General features: G+C 77.5%; 1 protein-coding gene. It reads left to right on the plus strand.

The genetic code is table 11. From position 1 onward, the window contains the following. Nucleotides 1-117: 117 nt before the first annotated feature. Nucleotides 118-18,918: a non-ribosomal peptide synthase/polyketide synthase gene (locus ACFXOZ_RS10825; protein WP_380589387.1), complete on the plus strand. Its 18,801-nt coding sequence runs from the start codon at nt 118-120 to the stop codon at nt 18,916-18,918. The last annotated feature ends 6 nt before the right edge of the window (nt 18,919-18,924 follow it).

The following is an 18,924-nucleotide window of genomic DNA, read 5'->3' on the forward strand; positions in this document are numbered from 1 at the left end:
TACCGCCGTGCACCCCCACGCTCGTGCACTGCCGCCACACCGTTCCCGCAGCACCGAGGGCCGGCCTCCGCCCGGGTGCCCGCGCAGCCTCCTCCCCGTCCGGAAGGACCTCCCGCCATGGCCGAGTGGCCCGCCCAGCCCGTGCGTCCGTCCGCTCCGCCGTCGGCCCGCGACACCGCCGGGGCGCCGGACGGCGTCACCGACCCGCGCCCGGCGGGCCGTACCCTCGACGGGCTGTTCGCCGCCCGGGTGGCCGAGGCGCCGCACGCCCCGGCGCTGACCGACGGCTCGCGCACCTGGAGCTACCGGGAGCTGTCCGACCGGGTCGACCGGCTGGCCCGCGCGCTGAGACGGCGCGGCGCGGGCACGGACCGCACGGTGGCGCTGGTCCTGCCGCGCTCGATGGAACTGGTCGCCGCCGAGCTGGCCGTCGCCCGCTCCGGCGCCGCCTTCCTGCCGGTGGACCCGGACTACCCGGCCGAGCGGCGGGCGCTGATGCTCGCCGACGCCGCGCCCGCCGTGGTGCTGGACGACCCGGACCGGGTCGCCGCGGCGCTGGAGGCGGAAACAGAAGGAGCCGTGGAAGCCGAAGCCGGAGCCGCAGCCGCCGGGCCCGGCACCGACCACGCGGCGTACGTCATCTACACCTCGGGCTCCACCGGGACCCCCAAGGGCGTGGTGGTCACCCACCGGGGCATCGCCGGGTTCACCGCCGCGGCCGTCGAGCGCTACGCGGTGCGCCCCGGCGACCGGGTGCTGCAGTTCTCCTCGCCCAGCTTCGACGCCTCCGTGCTGGAACTGTTCATCTCCGTCCTGGCCGGTGCCACCCTGGTCGTCCCGCCGGACGGCCCCTGGCTGGGCGCGGAGCTCGCCGCCGTGCTGGACGAGCACCGGATCACCCACGCGCTCGTCCCGCCCGCCGCGCTGGCCACCGTGCCCGCCGGGGCCGGGCGCCACCTGCGCACCCTGATCGTCGGCGCCGAGGCCTGCCCCGCCGAGCTGGTCGACCGCTGGGCACCCGGCCGCCGCATGATCAACTCCTACGGCCCGACCGAGGCCACCATCGTCGCCACCTGGACCGGACCGCTCGCCGCCGGCAGCGGCACCCCGAGTATCGGCGCGGCGCTGCCGCACGCCCGGGCGTACGTGCTCGACGGACGGATGCGCCCCCGGCCGGCCGGCACCGACGGCGAGCTGTACCTCGGCGGCGAGGGCGTGGCCCGCGGCTACCTGGGCCGCCCCGGCCTGACCGCCGCGCGTTTCCTGCCCGACCCCTTCGGGTCGCCCGGCGCCCGGCTCTACCGCACCGGCGACCGCGCCCGGTGGACCGCCGACGGACAGCTGGAGTTCCTCGGCCGGCTCGACCGGCAGGTGAAGGTCCGCGGCTTCCGGATCGAACCGGGCGAGATCGAGGCCGCGCTGCGCGCCCACCCGGCCGTCGACCAGGCCGTCGTGGTGGTCCGGGAGGACGAGCCGGGCCGGACCCGGCTGGTCGGCTACGCCACCCCCGCCGACCCGCAGCACGCCCCCGACCCGGCCGGCCTGCGGTCCGCCCTGGCCGCGGCCCTGCCGGCCCACCTGGTGCCCTCCGCCGTGGTCGTCCTGCCCGCCCTGCCGCTCACCCCGCAGCTCAAGGTCGACCAGCGCGCCCTGCCCGCCCCCGCCCGCCCCGACACCGCCGAACCGCTCGCCCCGCGCACCGGCCGGGAACGCGCCCTCGCCGCCATCTGGGCGGAGGCCCTCGGCCTCGACGCGGTCGGCGTCGGCGAGGACTTCTTCGAGCTGGGCGGCGACTCGATCCTCGCCGCCCGCACCCTGGCCCGGATCGCCGAGCGGCTCGGCGCCCGGCTCACCCTCCGGGACGTCTTCACCGCCCGCACCGTCGCCGCCCTGGCCCCGCTGCTGGACGACCGGCCGGCGGACGCGGCGCCGGAGCCGATCCCGCCCGCCCCGCGCGGCGGTCCGCTGCCCGCCTCCAGCGCCCAGCGCCGGCTCTGGTTCCTCGACGACCTCGACGCCGGCGGCACCGAGTACAACACCGGCGCGGCGCTGCGGCTGCGCGGGGCGCCCGACGTCGAGGCGCTGCGCCGCGCCCTGCACCGGCTGGCCGGCCGCCACGACGCGCTGCGCACCACCTTCGCCACCCTCGACGGCCGGCTCGTCCAGCACGTCGCCGGGACGGCCGAACTGCCGCTGCGCACCGCCGACCTGGCCGCGCTGCCCGCCGAGGAGCGCACGGCGGCCGCCGAACGGCTGCTGACCGAGGAGCTCGGCCGCCCGTACGACCTGGCGCAGGGGCCGCTCACCCGGGCGCTGCTGGTCCGGCTCGCCGCGGAGGACCACCTGCTGCTGCTCGGCCAGCACCACATCGTCACCGACGGCCGCTCGGTCGCCGTGCTCACCCGCGACCTCGCCGCGCTCTACCGGGCCGAGGCCACCGGCGCACCGGACGGGCTGCCCGAACCCGCCCTCCAGTACCCCGACTTCGCGCACTGGGAGCAGCACCGCCGGGGCACGGACCCAACCGCCGACCTCGCCCACTGGAAGCGCTGCCTGGCGGACCTCCAGCCGCTCCAACTGCCCACCGACCGGCCCCGGCCCGCGCTGCGCGGCACCGCCGGGGCGGCGCACCGCCACCATCTCCCGGCCGAACTGGTGGCCCGGCTGCGGAACCTCGCGACGGGTCGCGGCACCACCCTGTTCACCCTGTTCGCCGGGGCGTCCGCGCTGCTGTTCTCGCGCTACTCCGGCCAACGGGACGTCGCCTTCGGCACCGTCACCACCGGGCGCGACCGGCGGGAGCTGGAGGACGTCACCGGCTTCTTCGTCAACACCGTGGTGCTGCGCGCCGACGTGGACGGCAAGGCCACCGTCGACCGGTACGTGGAGGACCTGCGCGCCGTGCTGCTGGACGCCTTCGCGCACGCCGCCGCGCCGTTCGACCGGGTGGTCGAGGAACTCGCCCCGCCCCGGGACCCGAGCCGGACCCCGCTGGTGCAGGTGCTGGTCGTCCAGCAGAGCCCCACCGCCCCGGCCACCGCCGGCGGCCTGCGCTTCGCCGACCACCCGCTGCCCCGCCCGGCCGCCCGGTTCGACCTGGTGCTGGAGTTCACCCCCGACGGGGCCGGCGGCTGCACGCTGACCGTCGAGTACAGCACCGACCTGTACGACGGGCGCACGGTGGCCCGGATGAGCCGGCACCTGCACCGCCTGCTGGCCGGCATGGCGGACGGTCCGCAGCGTGTCCTCGACGAACTGCCCATGCTCTCCGAGGAGGAGCAGCGCACCCTGCTCGACTCCTGGAACCCGCCGGCCACCGGCCGGACCGGGGCGCCGGGCGCCGTCCTGCCCGCCCTGTTCGAGGCGAGGGCCGCCGAGGCCCCCGGGCGGACCGCCGTGGTGCACGGACCGGTGCGGCTGGACTACGCGGAGGTGAACCGGCGCGCCAACCGGCTCGCCCGGCTGCTGGTCTCCCGGGGCGCGGGCCCGGAGCGGCTGGTCGCGCTCTGCCTGCCGCGCTCGGCGGAACTTCCGGCGGCGGTGTGGGCGGTGCTGAAATCCGGTGCGGCGTACCTGCCGGTGGACCCGGCGTACCCGGCCGAGCGGATCCGGCTGCTGCTGGCGGACGCCCGGCCCGCGCTGGTCCTCGCCACCCGGGAGACGGCGGCCGCGCTGCCCGGGGGGTGCCCGGTGCTGCTGCTGGAGGACTGCGCCGCTGCTCCCGGTGCCGACGCCTCAGGGGTTGACGCCGACCTGACCGACGCCGACCGGCTCGGCCCGCTGCTGCCGGACCACCCCGCGTACGTCATCCACACCTCCGGCTCGACCGGCCGCCCCAAGGGCGTCGTGGTCACCCACCGCAGCGTCGCCGCGCTCGCGGACTGGGCGGCGGAGCGGTTCGGGGCCGACGGGCTGGCGCACGTGGTCGCCGCGACCTCGCTCAGCTTCGACGTCTCGGTCTTCGAACTGCTCTGCCCGCTGCTGGTGGGCGGGTCCGTCGAGGTGGTCGCGGACCTCACCGTCCTCGCCGAGGCCGGAGCCGAGGCCGAGGCCGACGCCGGGGGCCCGCGCTCGGTCGGCCTGCTCAGCGGCGTGCCCTCGGCGCTCTCCCGGCTGATCGCCGGGGGCACCGCCCCGGTCGCCCCGGACACCGTGGTGCTGGCCGGCGAGGCGCTCTCCGCCCGCGCGGTGCGCGACCTGCGGCGGGCCCTGCCCGGCAGCGCCGTCGCCAACCTCTACGGCCCCACCGAGGCCACCGTCTACGCCACCGCCTGGTTCGCCGGTGACCGGCTGCCGGACCGGGCGCCGCCGATCGGCCGCCCGCTGGGACTGACCAGGGCGTACGTCCTGGACGCCGGGCTGCGCCCGCAACCCCCGGGAGTGGTCGGCGAGTTGTACCTCGGCGGGGGCGGCCTGGCCCGCGGCTACCTGGGGCGCGGCGGGCTGACCGCGGCCCGCTTCGTGGCCGACCCGTACGGCGGGCCCGGGACGCGGATGTACCGCACCGGGGACCTGGTGCGGTGGAACGCCGACGGGGACCTGGAGTACCTCGGCCGGATCGACCAGCAGGTCAAGGTCCGCGGCTTCCGGATCGAACTGGGCGAGGTGGAGGAGGCGCTGCGGCGCTGCCCCGGCGTGGTCGAGGCGGCCGCCGCCGTCGCGGAGAGCGGCGGCCACCGGCGCCTGGTCGGCTACGTGGTGCCGGGCCCGGCGGGCGGGGTGGAGCCCGAGGCGGTGCGGCGCGCGCTCGCGCTGACCCTGCCGGACCACCTGGTGCCCGCGGTCGTCGTCCTGCTGCCCGCCCTGCCGCTCAACCCCAACGGGAAGCTCGACCGCGGCCGGCTGCCCGACCCGGGGCCGCTCGCCCGGACCGTCCGCCACGTCGCCCCCCGCACCCCCGCCGAGCAGGCGCTCGCCGCCATCTGGACGGATGTGCTGCGGCTGGAGCGGGTCGGCGCGGACGACAACTTCTTCGACCTCGGCGGCGACTCCATCCTCGGCATCCAGGTGGTCGCCCGGGCCCGGCAGGAGGGCCTGCCGCTGACCTCCCGGGACCTCTACCGGCACCAGACCGTCGCCGCGCTGGCCCGCTGCGCGGACGCGGCCGAACGGCCCGCCGCCGTCGCCCCGGTGGCCGCCACCGGGACGGCGGTGCCGACCCCGATCCAGCGCTGGTGGCTGGAACGTTCCGCCGGACGGGCCGGGCACTTCAACCAGGCGCTGTCACTGCTGCTGCCCGCGGAGGTGGATCCGGCGGCGCTGGAGGAGGCGCTGAACGACCTGGTCGCGCACCACGACGCCCTGCGGTCCTCGTTCGTGACGGCCGGTGGGGCGGAGGCCGCGCACTGGCGGGTCGAGGAGCGCACGCCCCGGCTGCGGCTGGGCCGGCACACCGGGCCCGACGGTGACACCCCCCACTTCGGACCTTTCGCGCTGCACGGCGCCGGACACCGCCCGCTGCTGCGCGCCGTACTGCACGACCGGGGCGCCGGGCGGCCGCCCGTGCTGCACCTCGCCGTCCACCACCTGGTGGTCGACGGGGTGTCCTGGCGGGTGCTGCTGGAGGACCTCGACACCGCCTACCGGGCCCGCCGCGCGGGCCGGGACGGCGCGGCCGCCCTGCCGCCGAAGTCCACCCCGCTGCGGCAGTGGGCCGAGCGGCTGGCCGGGTTCGCCGCCGCAGGAGGCTTCGAGGACGAGACGGAGTACTGGGCGCACGCCTTCCCCTCGCCGTCCGCGGACGGCCAGGACCCCGAGCCCTTCCCGGCCGAGGACCGGACGGCCCCCGACGACTACGCCTCGGCCCGCTCGGTGACCGTACGGCTCGACCCCGCCGCCACCGCCGCCCTGCTGCGCACCCTGCCCGAGACCTACCGCACCCGGGCCAACGACGTGCTGCTGTCCGCCCTCGGGCGGGCGCTGCGCGGGGCGGGCGGGCCGACGCAGGTGCTGGTGGACGTGGAGGGGCACGGGCGCGAGGAGCTCTTCGCCGAGCTCGAACTCGGCCGGACCGTCGGCTGGTTCACCACTCGGCACCCGGTCGCGCTGGCCGTGCCGTCCGAGGCCGGCTGGGACGCCGTGCTCAAGCAGGTCAAGGAGCAGCTGCGGGCCGTCCCCCGGCGCGGGCTCGGCTTCGACGCCCTGCGCCACCTGGGCCGCCCCGGCACGGCCCCGGCCGCGCCCACCGCCCGGATCAGCTTCAACTACCTGGGCCGGATGGACGTTTCGGGCGGAGGTGGCAGCGGTGACGACCGTGCGGACGACGGGGCCGGGCTGCTGCGCGGCACCTTCCGCCCGCTGGAGCTGGACGCCGACCCGGGGGTCGAGCGCCCGCACCCCCTGGAGATCGTCGGCCGACTCGTCGACGAGGCGCTGGAGTTCACCTTCCACTACGCCGAACCCCGGCACCGGCGGGCCACCGTCGAGGCGCTCGCCCGGCGCTACGCCGAGGAGCTCGCCGACCTCGCCCGCTTCGCGGTCAGCCCCGGCGCCGCCGGGCGGACCCCGTCCGACTTCCCGCTGGCCCGGCTCGACCAGGCGGCCGTGGACCGGATCATCGGCGAGGACCCGGGCGCGGTCGCGGACGTCCTCCCGCTGACGCCCACCCAGGCCGGCATGCTCTTCCACGACCTCGCGGACGACGGCGGCGGCGCCTACTTCCAGCAGCTGGACTTCGTCCTGGACGGCGTGCCCGACCCCGGCCGGCTGGCCGCGGCCTGGCAGTGGGTCTCCGACCGGACCGAGGTGCTGCGCGCCCGGGTCCGCTGGCAGGACGTCCCCGAGCCGCTGCTGGTGGTGCACCGCCGGGCGGAGCTGCCGGTCACCGAACTGGACTGGCGCGAGGTCCCCGAGCCCGAGCGCGCCACGCGGCTGGCCGACCTGCTGGACCGCGACCGGGCCCGCGGCCTCGACCTCGACCGGGCCCCGCTCCAGCGGCTGGCGCTGATCCGGCTCGGTGAGGACCGGGTGCGGGTGCTGTGGTCCTTCCACCACCTGGTGCTGGACGGCTGGAGCCTGTTCCAGGTGCTCACGGACGTCTTCGCGGCCCACGCCGCCCTGGCCCGGTCCGGCCCGGAGGGAGGCGCACCGTCCGGCACCGTCCCGCCTGGCACCGTCCCGCCCGGCACCGTCCCCGACCGCCGCCCCTACCGTGACTACCTCGCCTGGCTGGCCGGGCGCGACACCGCCGAGGCGGAGCGGCACTGGCGCACCCGGCTGGCCGGGGTCACCGAGCCGACCCCGCTGCCCTACGACCGCGAGCCGCGCGGCAGCCACCGCGCCGAGTCCAGCCGGGCCCTGCCGTTCACCCTGCCCGCCGCCGCGACCCGGGCCCTGGAGGAGCTGGCCCGCGGCGCCGGCCTGACCCTGAACACCCTGGTCCAGGGCGCCTGGGCGATCCTGCTCGGCCGCGGCGCGCACCGCGGCGACGTGCTGTTCGGCACCACCTCCTCGGGCCGCCCGCCCGAGCTGCCCGGGGTGGAGTCGATGACCGGGCTGTTCATCACCACCCTGCCCACCCGGACCGCGGTGCCCGCCGACGGCACCCTGCTGGACTGGCTGCGCGGGCTCCAACGGGAGCAGAGCGAGGACCGCCGGCACGGCTTCCTGCCGCTCACCCGGCTCCGGGAGGCCACCGGACTCCCCGAGCAGGCCGCCCTGTTCGACAGCATCGTGGTCTTCGAGAACTACCCGGTCGACGACGGTGCGGCGGCCGCCCACGGCCTGCGGCTGCGCGAGCTGGACGGGATCGAGACCACCAACTACCCGCTCGCCCTGCTGGCCCACCCGGGGCCGGAGCTGTCCCTGCGGCTGTGCTACGACCCGCGGCTGTTCGACCCCGGCACGATCCGGCGCACCGCCCGGCAGCTCACCGCCCTGCTGACCGCGCTGCCCGAGGGCGCCGACCGCCCGCCCGCGCGGATCCCGCTGCTGTCCGCGGGGGAGCGCCGGAAGGTCCTGGTCGACTGGAACGCCACCGCGGTCGAGCGGCCGGAGCGGGACGTCGCCGAGCTGTTCGCCGAGCAGGTGCGGCGGTCGCCCGGGGCGGTCGCCCTGGAAGCGGGCGAGGAGCGCCTGAGCTACCGCGAACTCGACGCCCGCGCGGCCGCCCTGGCCGCCCGGCTGGCGGCGCTCGGGGTCGGCCCGGAGCGCCCGGTCGGGGTCCTGATGGATCGTTCCGTCGCCCTGGTCGTCGCCCAGCTGGCGCTGGTCCGCACCGGCGGGGTGTACGTCCCGCTGGACGGCCGGGCCCCGCGCGAGCGGCTGCACGGGATGCTCACCGCCGCCGGTGCCGACCTGCTGCTCACCGACGCCGACCGGGCCGGCACCGCGGCCGGACTGCGCCCGGACGAGCGGGTGCTGCTGGTCGACGGCGGCCCCGCCGGCCCGGAGCCGGAGCGCTTCGAGCCGACGCCCGTCCACCCCGACCACCTCCAGTACCTGATGTTCACCTCCGGCTCCACCGGCACCCCCAAGGGCGTCGCCGTGCGCCGCCGGGACGTCGCCGCGCTCGCCCTGGACGGCGCCTTCGCCGGGCACGACCGGGTGCTGGTGCACTCCCCGCACGCCTTCGACGCCTCCACCTACGAGCTGTGGGTGCCGCTGCTGCGCGGCGGCACCGCCGTCCTGGCCCCGCCCGGGGACGTGGACGCCGCCGTGGTCCGCCGCGCCGTCACCGAACAGGGCGTGCGCTGCCTGTTCCTGACCATCGGCCTGTTCCGGGTGCTCGCCCAGGAGGACCCGGGCTGCCTGCGCGGCGCCCGCGAGGTGTGGACCGGCGGCGAGGCGGTGCCGGGCGCCGTGGTGCGCCGGGTGCTGGAGGCCTGCCCCGGACTCACCGTGGTCGACGTCTACGGCCCGACCGAGACCACCACCTTCGCCACCCGCCGGGCCTTCCGCACCGGCGACCCGCTGCCCGCCGTGCTGCCGATCGGCCGCCCGCTGGACAACACCCGGGCGTACGTCCTGGACGGCGCGCTCCAGCCACAACCCCCGGGCACCACCGGCGAGTTGTACCTGGCCGGGGCCGGCCTCGCCCGGGGCTACACCGGGCGGCCGGGGGAGACCGCCGCCCGCTACCTCGCCGACCCGTACGGCCCGCCCGGCGGCCGGATGTACCGCACCGGGGACACCGTGCGCTGGAGCGAGGACGGCGACCTGGAGTTCGTCGGCCGCGCGGACGACCAGATCAAGATCCGCGGGTTCCGGATCGAACCCGCCGAGATCGAGGCCCGGCTGACCGCCCACCCGGCCGTCGCCGAGGCCGTGGTCGGCCTGCACCAGGACGGCAGCGGGCGCAAGCGGCTGGTCGCCCACCTGGTGCTCACCGAGAGCGCCGAGAGCGCCGAGAGCGCCGAGCATGCCGATACCGCCGATACCGCCGCGAACGCCGAACCCCCCACCGCCGCCGCCCTGCGCGCCCACCTGGCCGCCGAGCTGCCCGACTACATGCTGCCCACCGCCTTCGTCACGGTCCCCGCACTCCCGCTGACCGCCAACGGCAAGGTCGACCGCCGCCGGCTGCCCGCCCCCGACCGCGCCCCGGCCGGCGGCGCCGCCCACCGCGCCCCGCGCACCGACGCCGAACGCGCCCTGGCCGGGATCTGGGCGGAGCTGCTCGGGGTCGAGCGGGTCGGCCTCGACGACGACTTCTTCCTGCTCGGCGGCGACTCCATCCTCAGCATCCAGGTGGTCTCCCGCGCCCGCGCCGCCGGCCTCGCGCTCTCCCCGCGCGACCTCTTCCGGCACCCCACCGTCGCCGCGCTGGCCGCGGCCGCCGGCACCACCGTGACCGTGGTCGGCACCGAACCGGTCGGCGGCGAGGTCGGCCTGACCCCCATCCAGCACTGGTTCCTCGACGCCGCCCCGGCCGAGGCCCACCACTTCAACCAGTCCGTGGTGGTGGAGACGCCCGGCACGGTCGACCAGGACGCCCTGCGCCGTGCCCTGGCCGCCCTCCGGGCGCACCACGACGCCCTGCGCTGCCGCTTCACCCCCGGCCCGGACGGCACCTGGCAGCAGCACTGCGAACCCGCCGACACCACCGCCCCCGAGCTGCTGACGGTCCACCACCGGGACGAGGAGGCGGCCGTGACCGCGGCCGCCCAGGCCGGCTTCCGGCTGGACACCGGCCCGCTGCTCACCGCCCGGCTGTTCCGGCCCGGCACCGCCGGCCCGGCCCGGCTGCTGCTCGTCGTCCACCACCTGGTGGTCGACGGCGTCTCCTGGCGGGTGCTGCTGGAGGACCTGGAGACCGCCTACCGGCAGGCCGTCGAGGGCCGCCCGCTGCGGCTGCCCGCCCGCACCACCTCCGTCCGGGAGTGGGCCCGCCTGCTGCGCGCCCGCGCCGAGTCCGGCGGCTTCGCCGGGCAGCGCGCCCACTGGGCCGAGGCCGCCCGGGCGTGCGCCGCCCCGCTGCCGGTGGACGGCGAGGGCGCCGACACCGCCGCCGAACTGCGCTCGGTGACCGTCCGGTTGGACCGCGAACGCACCGACCGGCTGCTGCGCCAGGTGCCCGCCGTCTACCGCACCCGGATCGACGACGTGCTGCTCACCGCGCTCGGCCGGGTGCTGGCGGACTGGACCGGGCGGCGCACGGTGGCGATCGGCCTGGAGGGCCACGGCCGGGAGGACGGCCTGTTCGAGGGCGTCGACCTGTCCCGTACGGTCGGCTGGTTCACCTCGCTGTACCCCGTCGCCCTGGACGTCCCCGACGCCCCCGGCGGGGACTGGGGCGCCGCGCTCAAGTCCGTCAAGGAGCAGCTGCGCGCGGTGCCGGACCACGGCCTCGGCTACGGCGCGCTGCGCCACCTGGCGCCCGACGGCGGACTCGCCGACGCCCCCGCGCCCGGCATCAGCTTCAACTACCTCGGCCGCTTCGACTGGTCCGCCGAGGGCGCCGCCCTGGTGCGCGCCGTCCCCGGAGGCCTGGGCGGTTCGGAGGCGCCCGGCACCGAGCGGCCCCACCTGCTGGACGTGGTCGCCCGGGTCGAGGGCGAGGAGCTGGAGATCGCCTGGTACTACGGCGCCGGCCGGCACCGCGCGGACACCGTCACCGCCCTCGCCGAGGCGATGCTGCGCGCGCTGGAGGGGATCCTCGCGCACTGCGCCGCACCGGGCGCCGGCGGGCGCACCCCCGCCGACTTCCCGCTGGCCCGGCTGGACCAGGCGGCGGTGGACCGGATCGTCGGGGACGGGCGCGAGGTCGCCGACGTCCTCCCGCTGACGCCGATGCAGGCGGGCATGCTGTTCCACAGCCTGCTGGAGCCGGCCGGGCGCACCTACGTCAACCAGGTGCAGCTGGTGCTCACCGGGGTCACCGACCCGGGGGCGCTCGCCGAGGCCTGGCAGCGGACCGCGGACGCCAACCCGGTGCTGCGCACCCGGCTCAGCTGGCAGGACACCGCCGAGCCGGTCCAGGTCGTGCGGCGCCGGGCGGCCCTGCCGATCGCCCACCACGACTGGTCGGACCGGCCCGCCGAGCGGGTCGCCCGGGACACCGCCCGGCTGCTCGCCGCCGACCGGGAGGCCGGGATCGACCTGGCCACCGGGCCGCTGCTGCGGCTCTCCCTGGTCCGGCTGGGCGCCGACCGGGTGCGGGTGGTGTGGACCTTCCACCACGTGCTGCTCGACGGCTGGAGCGCGGCCCAGGTCTTCGACGAGGTCTGCGAGCGCTACGCCGCGCTGACCGAGGGCCGGCCGCCGCAGCTCGTCGAACGCGCCCCCTTCGCCGACCACCTGCGCTGGCTCGCCGCCCAGGACGGGGCGCGGGCCGAACGGTACTGGCGCGACACCCTGGCCGGCTTCCCCGCGCCCACCGAACTGCCCCGGGACCGGCGCCCCGCCGGGGCCCACCGGGCCAGCTCCGGTGCCAAGGTGCGGATCGGCCTCGGCGCCGAACTCTCCGAGCGGCTGCGCGACACCGCCCGGCAGGCCGGGCTGACCGTCAACACCGTCCTCCAGGGCGCCTGGGCGCTGCTGCTCTCCCGCTACGGCGGCGGGGACGACGTGGTGTTCGGCACCGTCGTCTCCGGGCGGCCCGCCGAACTCCCCGGCGTCACCTCGATGGTGGGGCTGTTCATCAACGCGCTGCCGACCCGGGCGCGGATCGACGAGCGCCGCCCGCTGCGGGAGTGGCTGCACGCGCTGCAGGGCGCCCAGTCGGAGGCCCGCCGGTACGACTCCGTCTCGCTGGCCCAGCTCCAGAACTGGAGCGAACTGCCCGGCGGGACGGCCCTGTTCGAGAGCATCGTGGTCTTCGAGAACTACCCCTTCGACGCCGGTGCGCTGAGCCGGCACGGCCTGGCGGTGGAGACCGAGAGCGTCCAGGAGCCGACCAGCTACCCGCTCAGCGTGGTGGTCGCCCCCGGCGATTCGGTCGTGATCGACCTCGACCACGACCCGGCCGCCTTCGACACCGCGACCGTCGAGGGCCTCGGGGCGAGCCTGCGCACGCTGCTGGCCGGGTTGGCGGCGGGCCTCGACCGGACCGCCGCCGAACTGCCGCTGCTGGCACCGGAGTCGGGTCGCGAGCTGGTCCGACGCCTCGGCGGCGCGGTGGTCGAGCCACCGGAGCGCACCCTGCCCGAGGCCTTCGCCCGGCAGGCCGCCCGCACCCCCGACGCCCCGGCCGTCCGCTCCGGCGGCACCGTGCTGAGCTACCGGGAGCTGGACGAGCGCTCCAACCGGCTGGCCCGGCTGCTGATCGCGGCCGGGGCCGGCCCCGAGCGCTTCGTCGCGCTCGCGCTGCCCCGCACCGCGGAGCTGGTGGTGGCCCTGCTGGCGGTGCTCAAGAGCGGCGCCGGCTACCTCCCGGTCGACCCCGGGTACCCGGCCGAGCGGATCGCGTACCTGTTCGAGGACGTCCGGCCCGAGGCCGTGATCACCGACTCCGGCGCCGGGCGGCGCCTCCCCGCGGGCGGGTTCACCCGGATCCTGCTCGACGACCCGGACTGCGCCGCCCGGCTCGCCGCCGCGCCCGCCGAGGCGCTGGACGTGCAGGAACGATCCGCCCCGCTGCTGCCCGGGCACCCGGCCTACGTCATCCACACCTCCGGCTCCACCGGCCGCCCCAAGGGCGTGGTGGTCGCCCAGGCCTCCGTGCTGGCCCTGACCGACTGGGCGGCAAGGGAGTTCACCGGCCGCGGCCTGGACCACGTGCTGGCCGCCACCTCGCTCAACTTCGACGTCTCGGTGTTCGAGATCTTCTCGCCGCTGCTCGCCGGCGGCTGCGTGGAGCTCGTCCGGGACCTCCTCGCCCTCACCGAGGGCTCCGGGCCCCGGCGGGCCGGGCTGGTCAGCGCGGTGCCCTCCGCCCTCGGCGGACTGCTGGCCGGGAACGCCGTCCGCCTCACCGCCGACACCGTGGTGCTGGCCGGCGAGGCGCTGCCCGCCCGCACCGTACGTCTGGTCCGGGAGGCCGTCCCCGGCTGCCGGGTCCTCAACGTCTACGGCCCCACCGAGGCCACCGTCTACGCCACCGCCGCCGTCTGCGACCCCGCCGACCCGGCCGACCCCGCTCGTCCCGCCGATCCCGCTGGCCCTGCCGACCCCGACCGCGACCCGCCGATCGGCCGCCCGGCCGGCGGCGCCCGGGCCTACGTGCTGGACGGGCGGCTGCGCCCGGTGCCGGTCGGCGCCCCCGGGGAGCTGTACCTGGCCGGCACCGGCGTGGCCCGCGGCTACCTGCGCCGCCCCGGCCTCACCGCCGCCCGCTTCCTGCCCGACCCCTTCGGCCCGGCCGGCGCCCGGATGTACCGCACCGGCGACCTGGTGCGCTGGGGCGCCGACGGCCGACTGCGCTACCTCGGCCGCGCCGACGACCAGGTCAAGGTGCGCGGCTTCCGGATCGAACTCGGCGAGCTGGAAGCCGCGTTGGCCCGCCACCCGGAGGTGGCGGCGGCCGCCGCCCGGGTGGTCGAACAGGACGGCCACAAGCGGCTGGTCGGCTACGCCGTCCCCCGCGACGGCCGGCTGCCCGACCCCGTCGAGTGGCGGGACTTCCTCGGCCGGAGCCTGCCCGACCACCTGGTGCCCGCCCTCGTGGTGCCGCTGGAGCGGCTGCCGCTCGGCGCCACCGGCAAACTGGACCGGCGCGCCCTGCCCGTACCGCAGTGGCACACCCCGGCCGACGCCGCCGCGCGGCCGCCCCGCACCGCCGCCGAACGCACCCTCGCCGCGATCTGGTCCGAGGTCCTCGGCGTGCCCGAAGTCGGCGCCGACGACAACTACTTCGCCCTCGGCGGCGACTCCATCCTGGGCATCCGGATCGTCTCCGCCGCCCGCCGGGCCGGCCTCGCCCTGACCCCCCGCCACCTGTTCGCCCACCAGACCCTGGCCGAACTCGCCCGCGCCGCCGAGGAGTCGCCGAACCCGGGCGGCACCGCCGAACAGGGCCCGGTGACCGGCGACGCCCCGCTCACCCCCGTCCAGCACTGGCTGTTCGACACCCTCGACGGGGACCCGGCCCGGCTCACCCAGTCGCTCGCCTTCCGGCTCGCCCCCGACACCGACGAACACCTGCTCCGGGCGGCGCTGGCCGCCGTCCTGGCACAGCACGACGCGCTCCGGCTGCGCTACCGGCGCCGGCCGGACGGCGGGTGGCGGCAGTACGGCAGCGCGCCCGGGCCGGACCCGGAGCTGCGCACCCACTACCTGCCGGGCGCACCGGAGTTCGAGGCGCTGCGCCGGGAGCTGACCGAGGGCTTCGACCTGGCCGCCGGACCGCTGCTGCGCGCCGCCCTCTGCCACCTCGCCGACGAACCCCACCCCGTCCTGCTGCTGGCCGCGCACCACCTGGTGGTGGACGCGGTGTCCTGGCGGCTGATCCTGGAGGACCTGGACACCGCCCACCGCGCCCTGCGCGCGGGGCAGCGGCCCGACCTCGGCCCCAAGACCACCTCCTTCCGCGCCTGGGCCGAACGGCTCGCCGCACACACCGCCGTCGGCGGCTTCGACGGCGAACTCGCCCACTGGCAAAGCCCGGAGGGCGAGGCCGGGGCCGTCCTGCCGACCGACCTGGACGGCGCCGACACCGCCGCCGTCGAGGAGTCGCTGACCGTCGCCCTGGACGCCGAGCGGACTGCCCGACTGCTCCAGGACGTCCCCGCGGCCTACCGCACCCGGATCGACGACGTACTGCTCTGCGCCCTCGGCCGGGTGCTGGCCCGCTGGACCGGACGCGACCGGGTGAGCGTCGCCCTGGAGGGCCACGGCCGGGCGGAACTCCTCGACGGCGTCGACCTCTCCCGCACCGTCGGCTGGTTCACCACGATGTACCCCGTCACCCTGGACGTCCCCCGGGCCGCCGACACCGGCACCGTGCTCAAGGCCGTCAAGGAGAACCTGCGCGCCGTCCCGCACGGCGGCCTCGGCCACGGCGCCCTGCGCCACCTGCGCAAGGCCCCCGGCCTCGCCGGAACCCCGCAGCTCGGCTTCAACTACCTGGGCCGGCAGGACTGGACGCCCGCCCCCGGCGGCCTGCTGCACACCCCGTACGGCGCGCTCACCGGCGGGCTCGACCGCACCGCCCGGCGCCCCCACCTGCTCGACGTGCTCGGCCGGGTGGCGGACGGGCGGCTGGAGTTCACCTGGTCCTACTCCCGCGAACGGCACCACCGGGCCACCGTCGACCGGCTCGCCGCCGAACTCCTCGACGAACTGCGGGAGATCGTCCGCCACTGCGCCGAACCCGGCGCCGGCGGCCGCACCCCGTCCGACTTCCCGCTCGCCCCGCTGGACCAGGCCGCCGTCGACCGGCTGGTCGGCACCGGACGGGAGGTGACCGGGATCCAGCCGCTCACCCCCACCCAGACCGGCATGGTGCTGCACGGCCTGGACGAGGCCGAACACGGCCTGTACGTCGAGCAGCTCACCTTCGTGCTGGACGGCGCCCGCGACCCGGAGCCGCTGGCCGCCGCCTGGCAGCTGGTCGTCGACCGCACGCCCGTGCTGCGCACCGCCGTCGCCCTCCACGACGTGCCCGTCCCGCTGCAACTGGTGCACCGGCACGCCACCCTGCCGGTCACCCGGCACGACTGGAGCGGGCACACCGAGCGCGAGCGCACCCGGCGGCTGGAGGCGCTGCTCGCCGACCGGCGCTCCCGCCCGATGGCGCTGGACCGCGCCCCGCTGCTCCGGCTCGACCTGGTCCGGCTCGGGCCGGACAGCATCCGGGTGGTGTGGACCTTCCACCACGTGCTGCTGGACGGCTGGAGCGTCTTCCACGTGCTCGCCGACGTGCTGGCCGCGCACGCCGCACTCCTCGCCGGGAGGGCGCCGGAGCTGCCCGAACGCCGCCCCTTCGCGGACTACGTGAGCTGGCTCGCGGCCCGCGACACCGGCGCCGCCGCCGAGCACTGGCGCACCGCCCTGGCGGGCCTCACCGCGCCCACCGCCCTGCCCTACCACCGCAGGCCCGCCCCCGGCGACACCGCCCGCTCCGGGCAGTGGCTCTCGCACCGGCTGACCGCGGCCGACACGGCGCTGCTCCAGGCCTTCGCCCGCCGCCACCGGCTCACCCTCAACACCCTGGTGCAGGGCGCCTGGGCACTGCTGCTCGCCCACCGCAGCGGCGACGCCCGGGTGTGCTTCGGCACCACCGTCTCCGGGCGCCCCGCCGACCTGGTCGGCGCGGACGACATCGTCGGCCTGTTCATCACCACCCTGCCCGCCCTGGTCACCGTGGACGGCACCCGGCCCTGCGCCGACTGGCTGCGCGGCCTCCAGGAGGAGCGGGCCGAGGACCGCCGGTTCGAGCACCTGCCGCTCGCCGCGATCCGGGCGCTGAGCGAACTCCCGCCCGGCACCCCGCTGTTCGACAGCCTGGTGGTGCTGGAGAACTACCCCGTCAGCGCGGCCTCGGCCGGCGCCCACGGGCTGCGGATCCGCGACCTGGACGCCCGGGAGGCCACCAACTACCCGCTCACCGTGGTCGTCTCGCCGGGCGAGCGGCTCGCCGTGGAGCTCGGCCACGACCCCCGCCACCTCGACCGCGCGACCGCCGAGAGCCTGGCCGACCAACTGCTGCACATCCTCACCGCGCTGGCCGGCAGCGACGGCGCCGCCAGGCTGGACGACCTCGACCTGCTGCCGCCCCGGGAACGGCGGAGGCTGCTGCACGGACCGGCCCGCCCGGCCCTCGACCCGGTCACCCCGGCCACCCTGCCCGCCCTGGTCGAGGCCGCCGTCGACCGCCGGCCGGACGCGGTGGCCCTGAGCGCCGACGGCTCGGAACTGACCTACGCCCAACTGGAGGCCCACGCCAACCGGCTGGCGCACCGGCTGATCGCCCGCGGCGCCGGCCCCGGCACCCTGGTCGCCCTGCTGCTGCCGCGCTCGGCGGACATGCTGCTCGCCGAACTCGCCGTCGCCAAGACCGGTGCCGCCTTCCTCCCCGTCGACCCCGCCTACCCGGACGAGCGGGTGGAGGCGATGCTGCGCGACGCGGCCCCCGCGCTCACCCTGGACGCCAAGGAGACCGCCGCCCTGCTCGCCGCCGGACCGGACGGCGGCCCCGAGCACCGCCCCACCGACACCGACCGGACCCGCCCGCTCGACCTCGACGACCCCGCCTACGTCATCTACACCTCCGGCTCCACCGGCACCCCCAAGGGCGTCGTGCTCACCCACCGCGGCCTGGCCGCCTTCGCCGCCGCCGAGGCCGCCCACTACCGGATCGCCCCCGGCGACCGGGTGCTGGCCTTCGCCACCCCCAGCTTCGACGCCTCCGTGCTGGAACTCTGCCTGGCCCTGCCGCACGGCGCCCGCCTGGTGGTGCCCGCCCCCGGGCCGCTGCTCGGCGACCGGCTCGCCGGCCTGCTGCGCGCCGAGCGGATCACCCACACCCTGCTGCCGCCCGCCGCCCTGGCCACCCTGCCCGCCGACACCCCCGGTACCCTGCCGGACCTCAGGACCCTGATCGTCGGCGCCGAGGCCTGCGGCCCCGAGCTGGTCGCCCGCTGGGCCCCGCACCACCGCATGGTCAACTCCTACGGCCCGACCGAGGCCACCGTGGTCGCCACCTGGTCCGCGCCGCTGACGGCGGACGGCGCCGCACCGCCGATCGGCCGCCCGCTGCCCGGCACCGGAGCCCGCGTCCTGGACGCCCGGCTGCGGCCGGTGCCCGACGGCACGCCGGGCGAACTGTGGCTGAGCGGGCCCGGGTTGGCCCGCGGCTACCTCGGCCGGCCCGGACTGACCGCCGCCCGGTTCACCGCCGACCCGTACGGACCGCCCGGCAGCCGGATGTACCGCACCGGCGACCTGGTGCGCCGCGACCACCGGGGCGAACTGCACTTCCTGAGCCGCACCGACCACCAGCTCAAGCTGCGCGGCCACCGGATCGAGGCCGGCGAGGTCGAGGCCGTCCTGGTGCGCCACCCCGCGGTGCTGGACGCGGTGGTGAGCATCCGCGAGGACGAGCCCGGACTGCCCCGGCTGGTCGCCCACGTGCTCGCCTCGCCCGGCGAGCCACCGACCGGTGCGGAACTGCGGGCGCTGGCCGCCCGCTCACTGCCCGGCCACATGGTCCCCACCGCCTTCGCCGTCCTCGACCGCTTCCCGCTCACCCCCGGCGGCAAGACCGACCGCGCCGCGCTGCCCGCACCCCGGCCGGTCGAACCGGGCCCCGCCGAGCGGGTGGCACCCCGCACGCCCACCGAGGAGGCGCTCGCCGCGATCTGGGGCGACACCCTGGGCACCGCCGTCGGCGTCACCGACGACTTCTTCCTGCTCGGCGGCGACTCCGTGCGGGCCCTGCTGATCGCCTCCCGCGCCAACGATGCCTTCGGCGTCACGCTCACCCCCCGCGACGTGCTGGTCTCCCGCACCGTGGCCGACCTGGCCGACCTGGTGGAGGACCAGGTGCTGAGCGAACTCGAAGCCGCCGCGTCCGGCGGCCCCGACGATGACGAACGGTGAGGATCC

The organism is Kitasatospora sp. NPDC059160 (genome assembly GCF_042755465.1).
Taxonomy (GTDB): domain Bacteria; phylum Actinomycetota; class Actinomycetes; order Streptomycetales; family Streptomycetaceae; genus Kitasatospora.

What these genes read in the sequence shown, in the direction of transcription:
- ACFXOZ_RS10825 (WP_380589387.1), top strand. Translation starts at nt 118, where the DNA reads ATGGCCGAGTGGCCCGCCCAGCCCGTGCGTCCGTCCGCTCCGCCGTCG.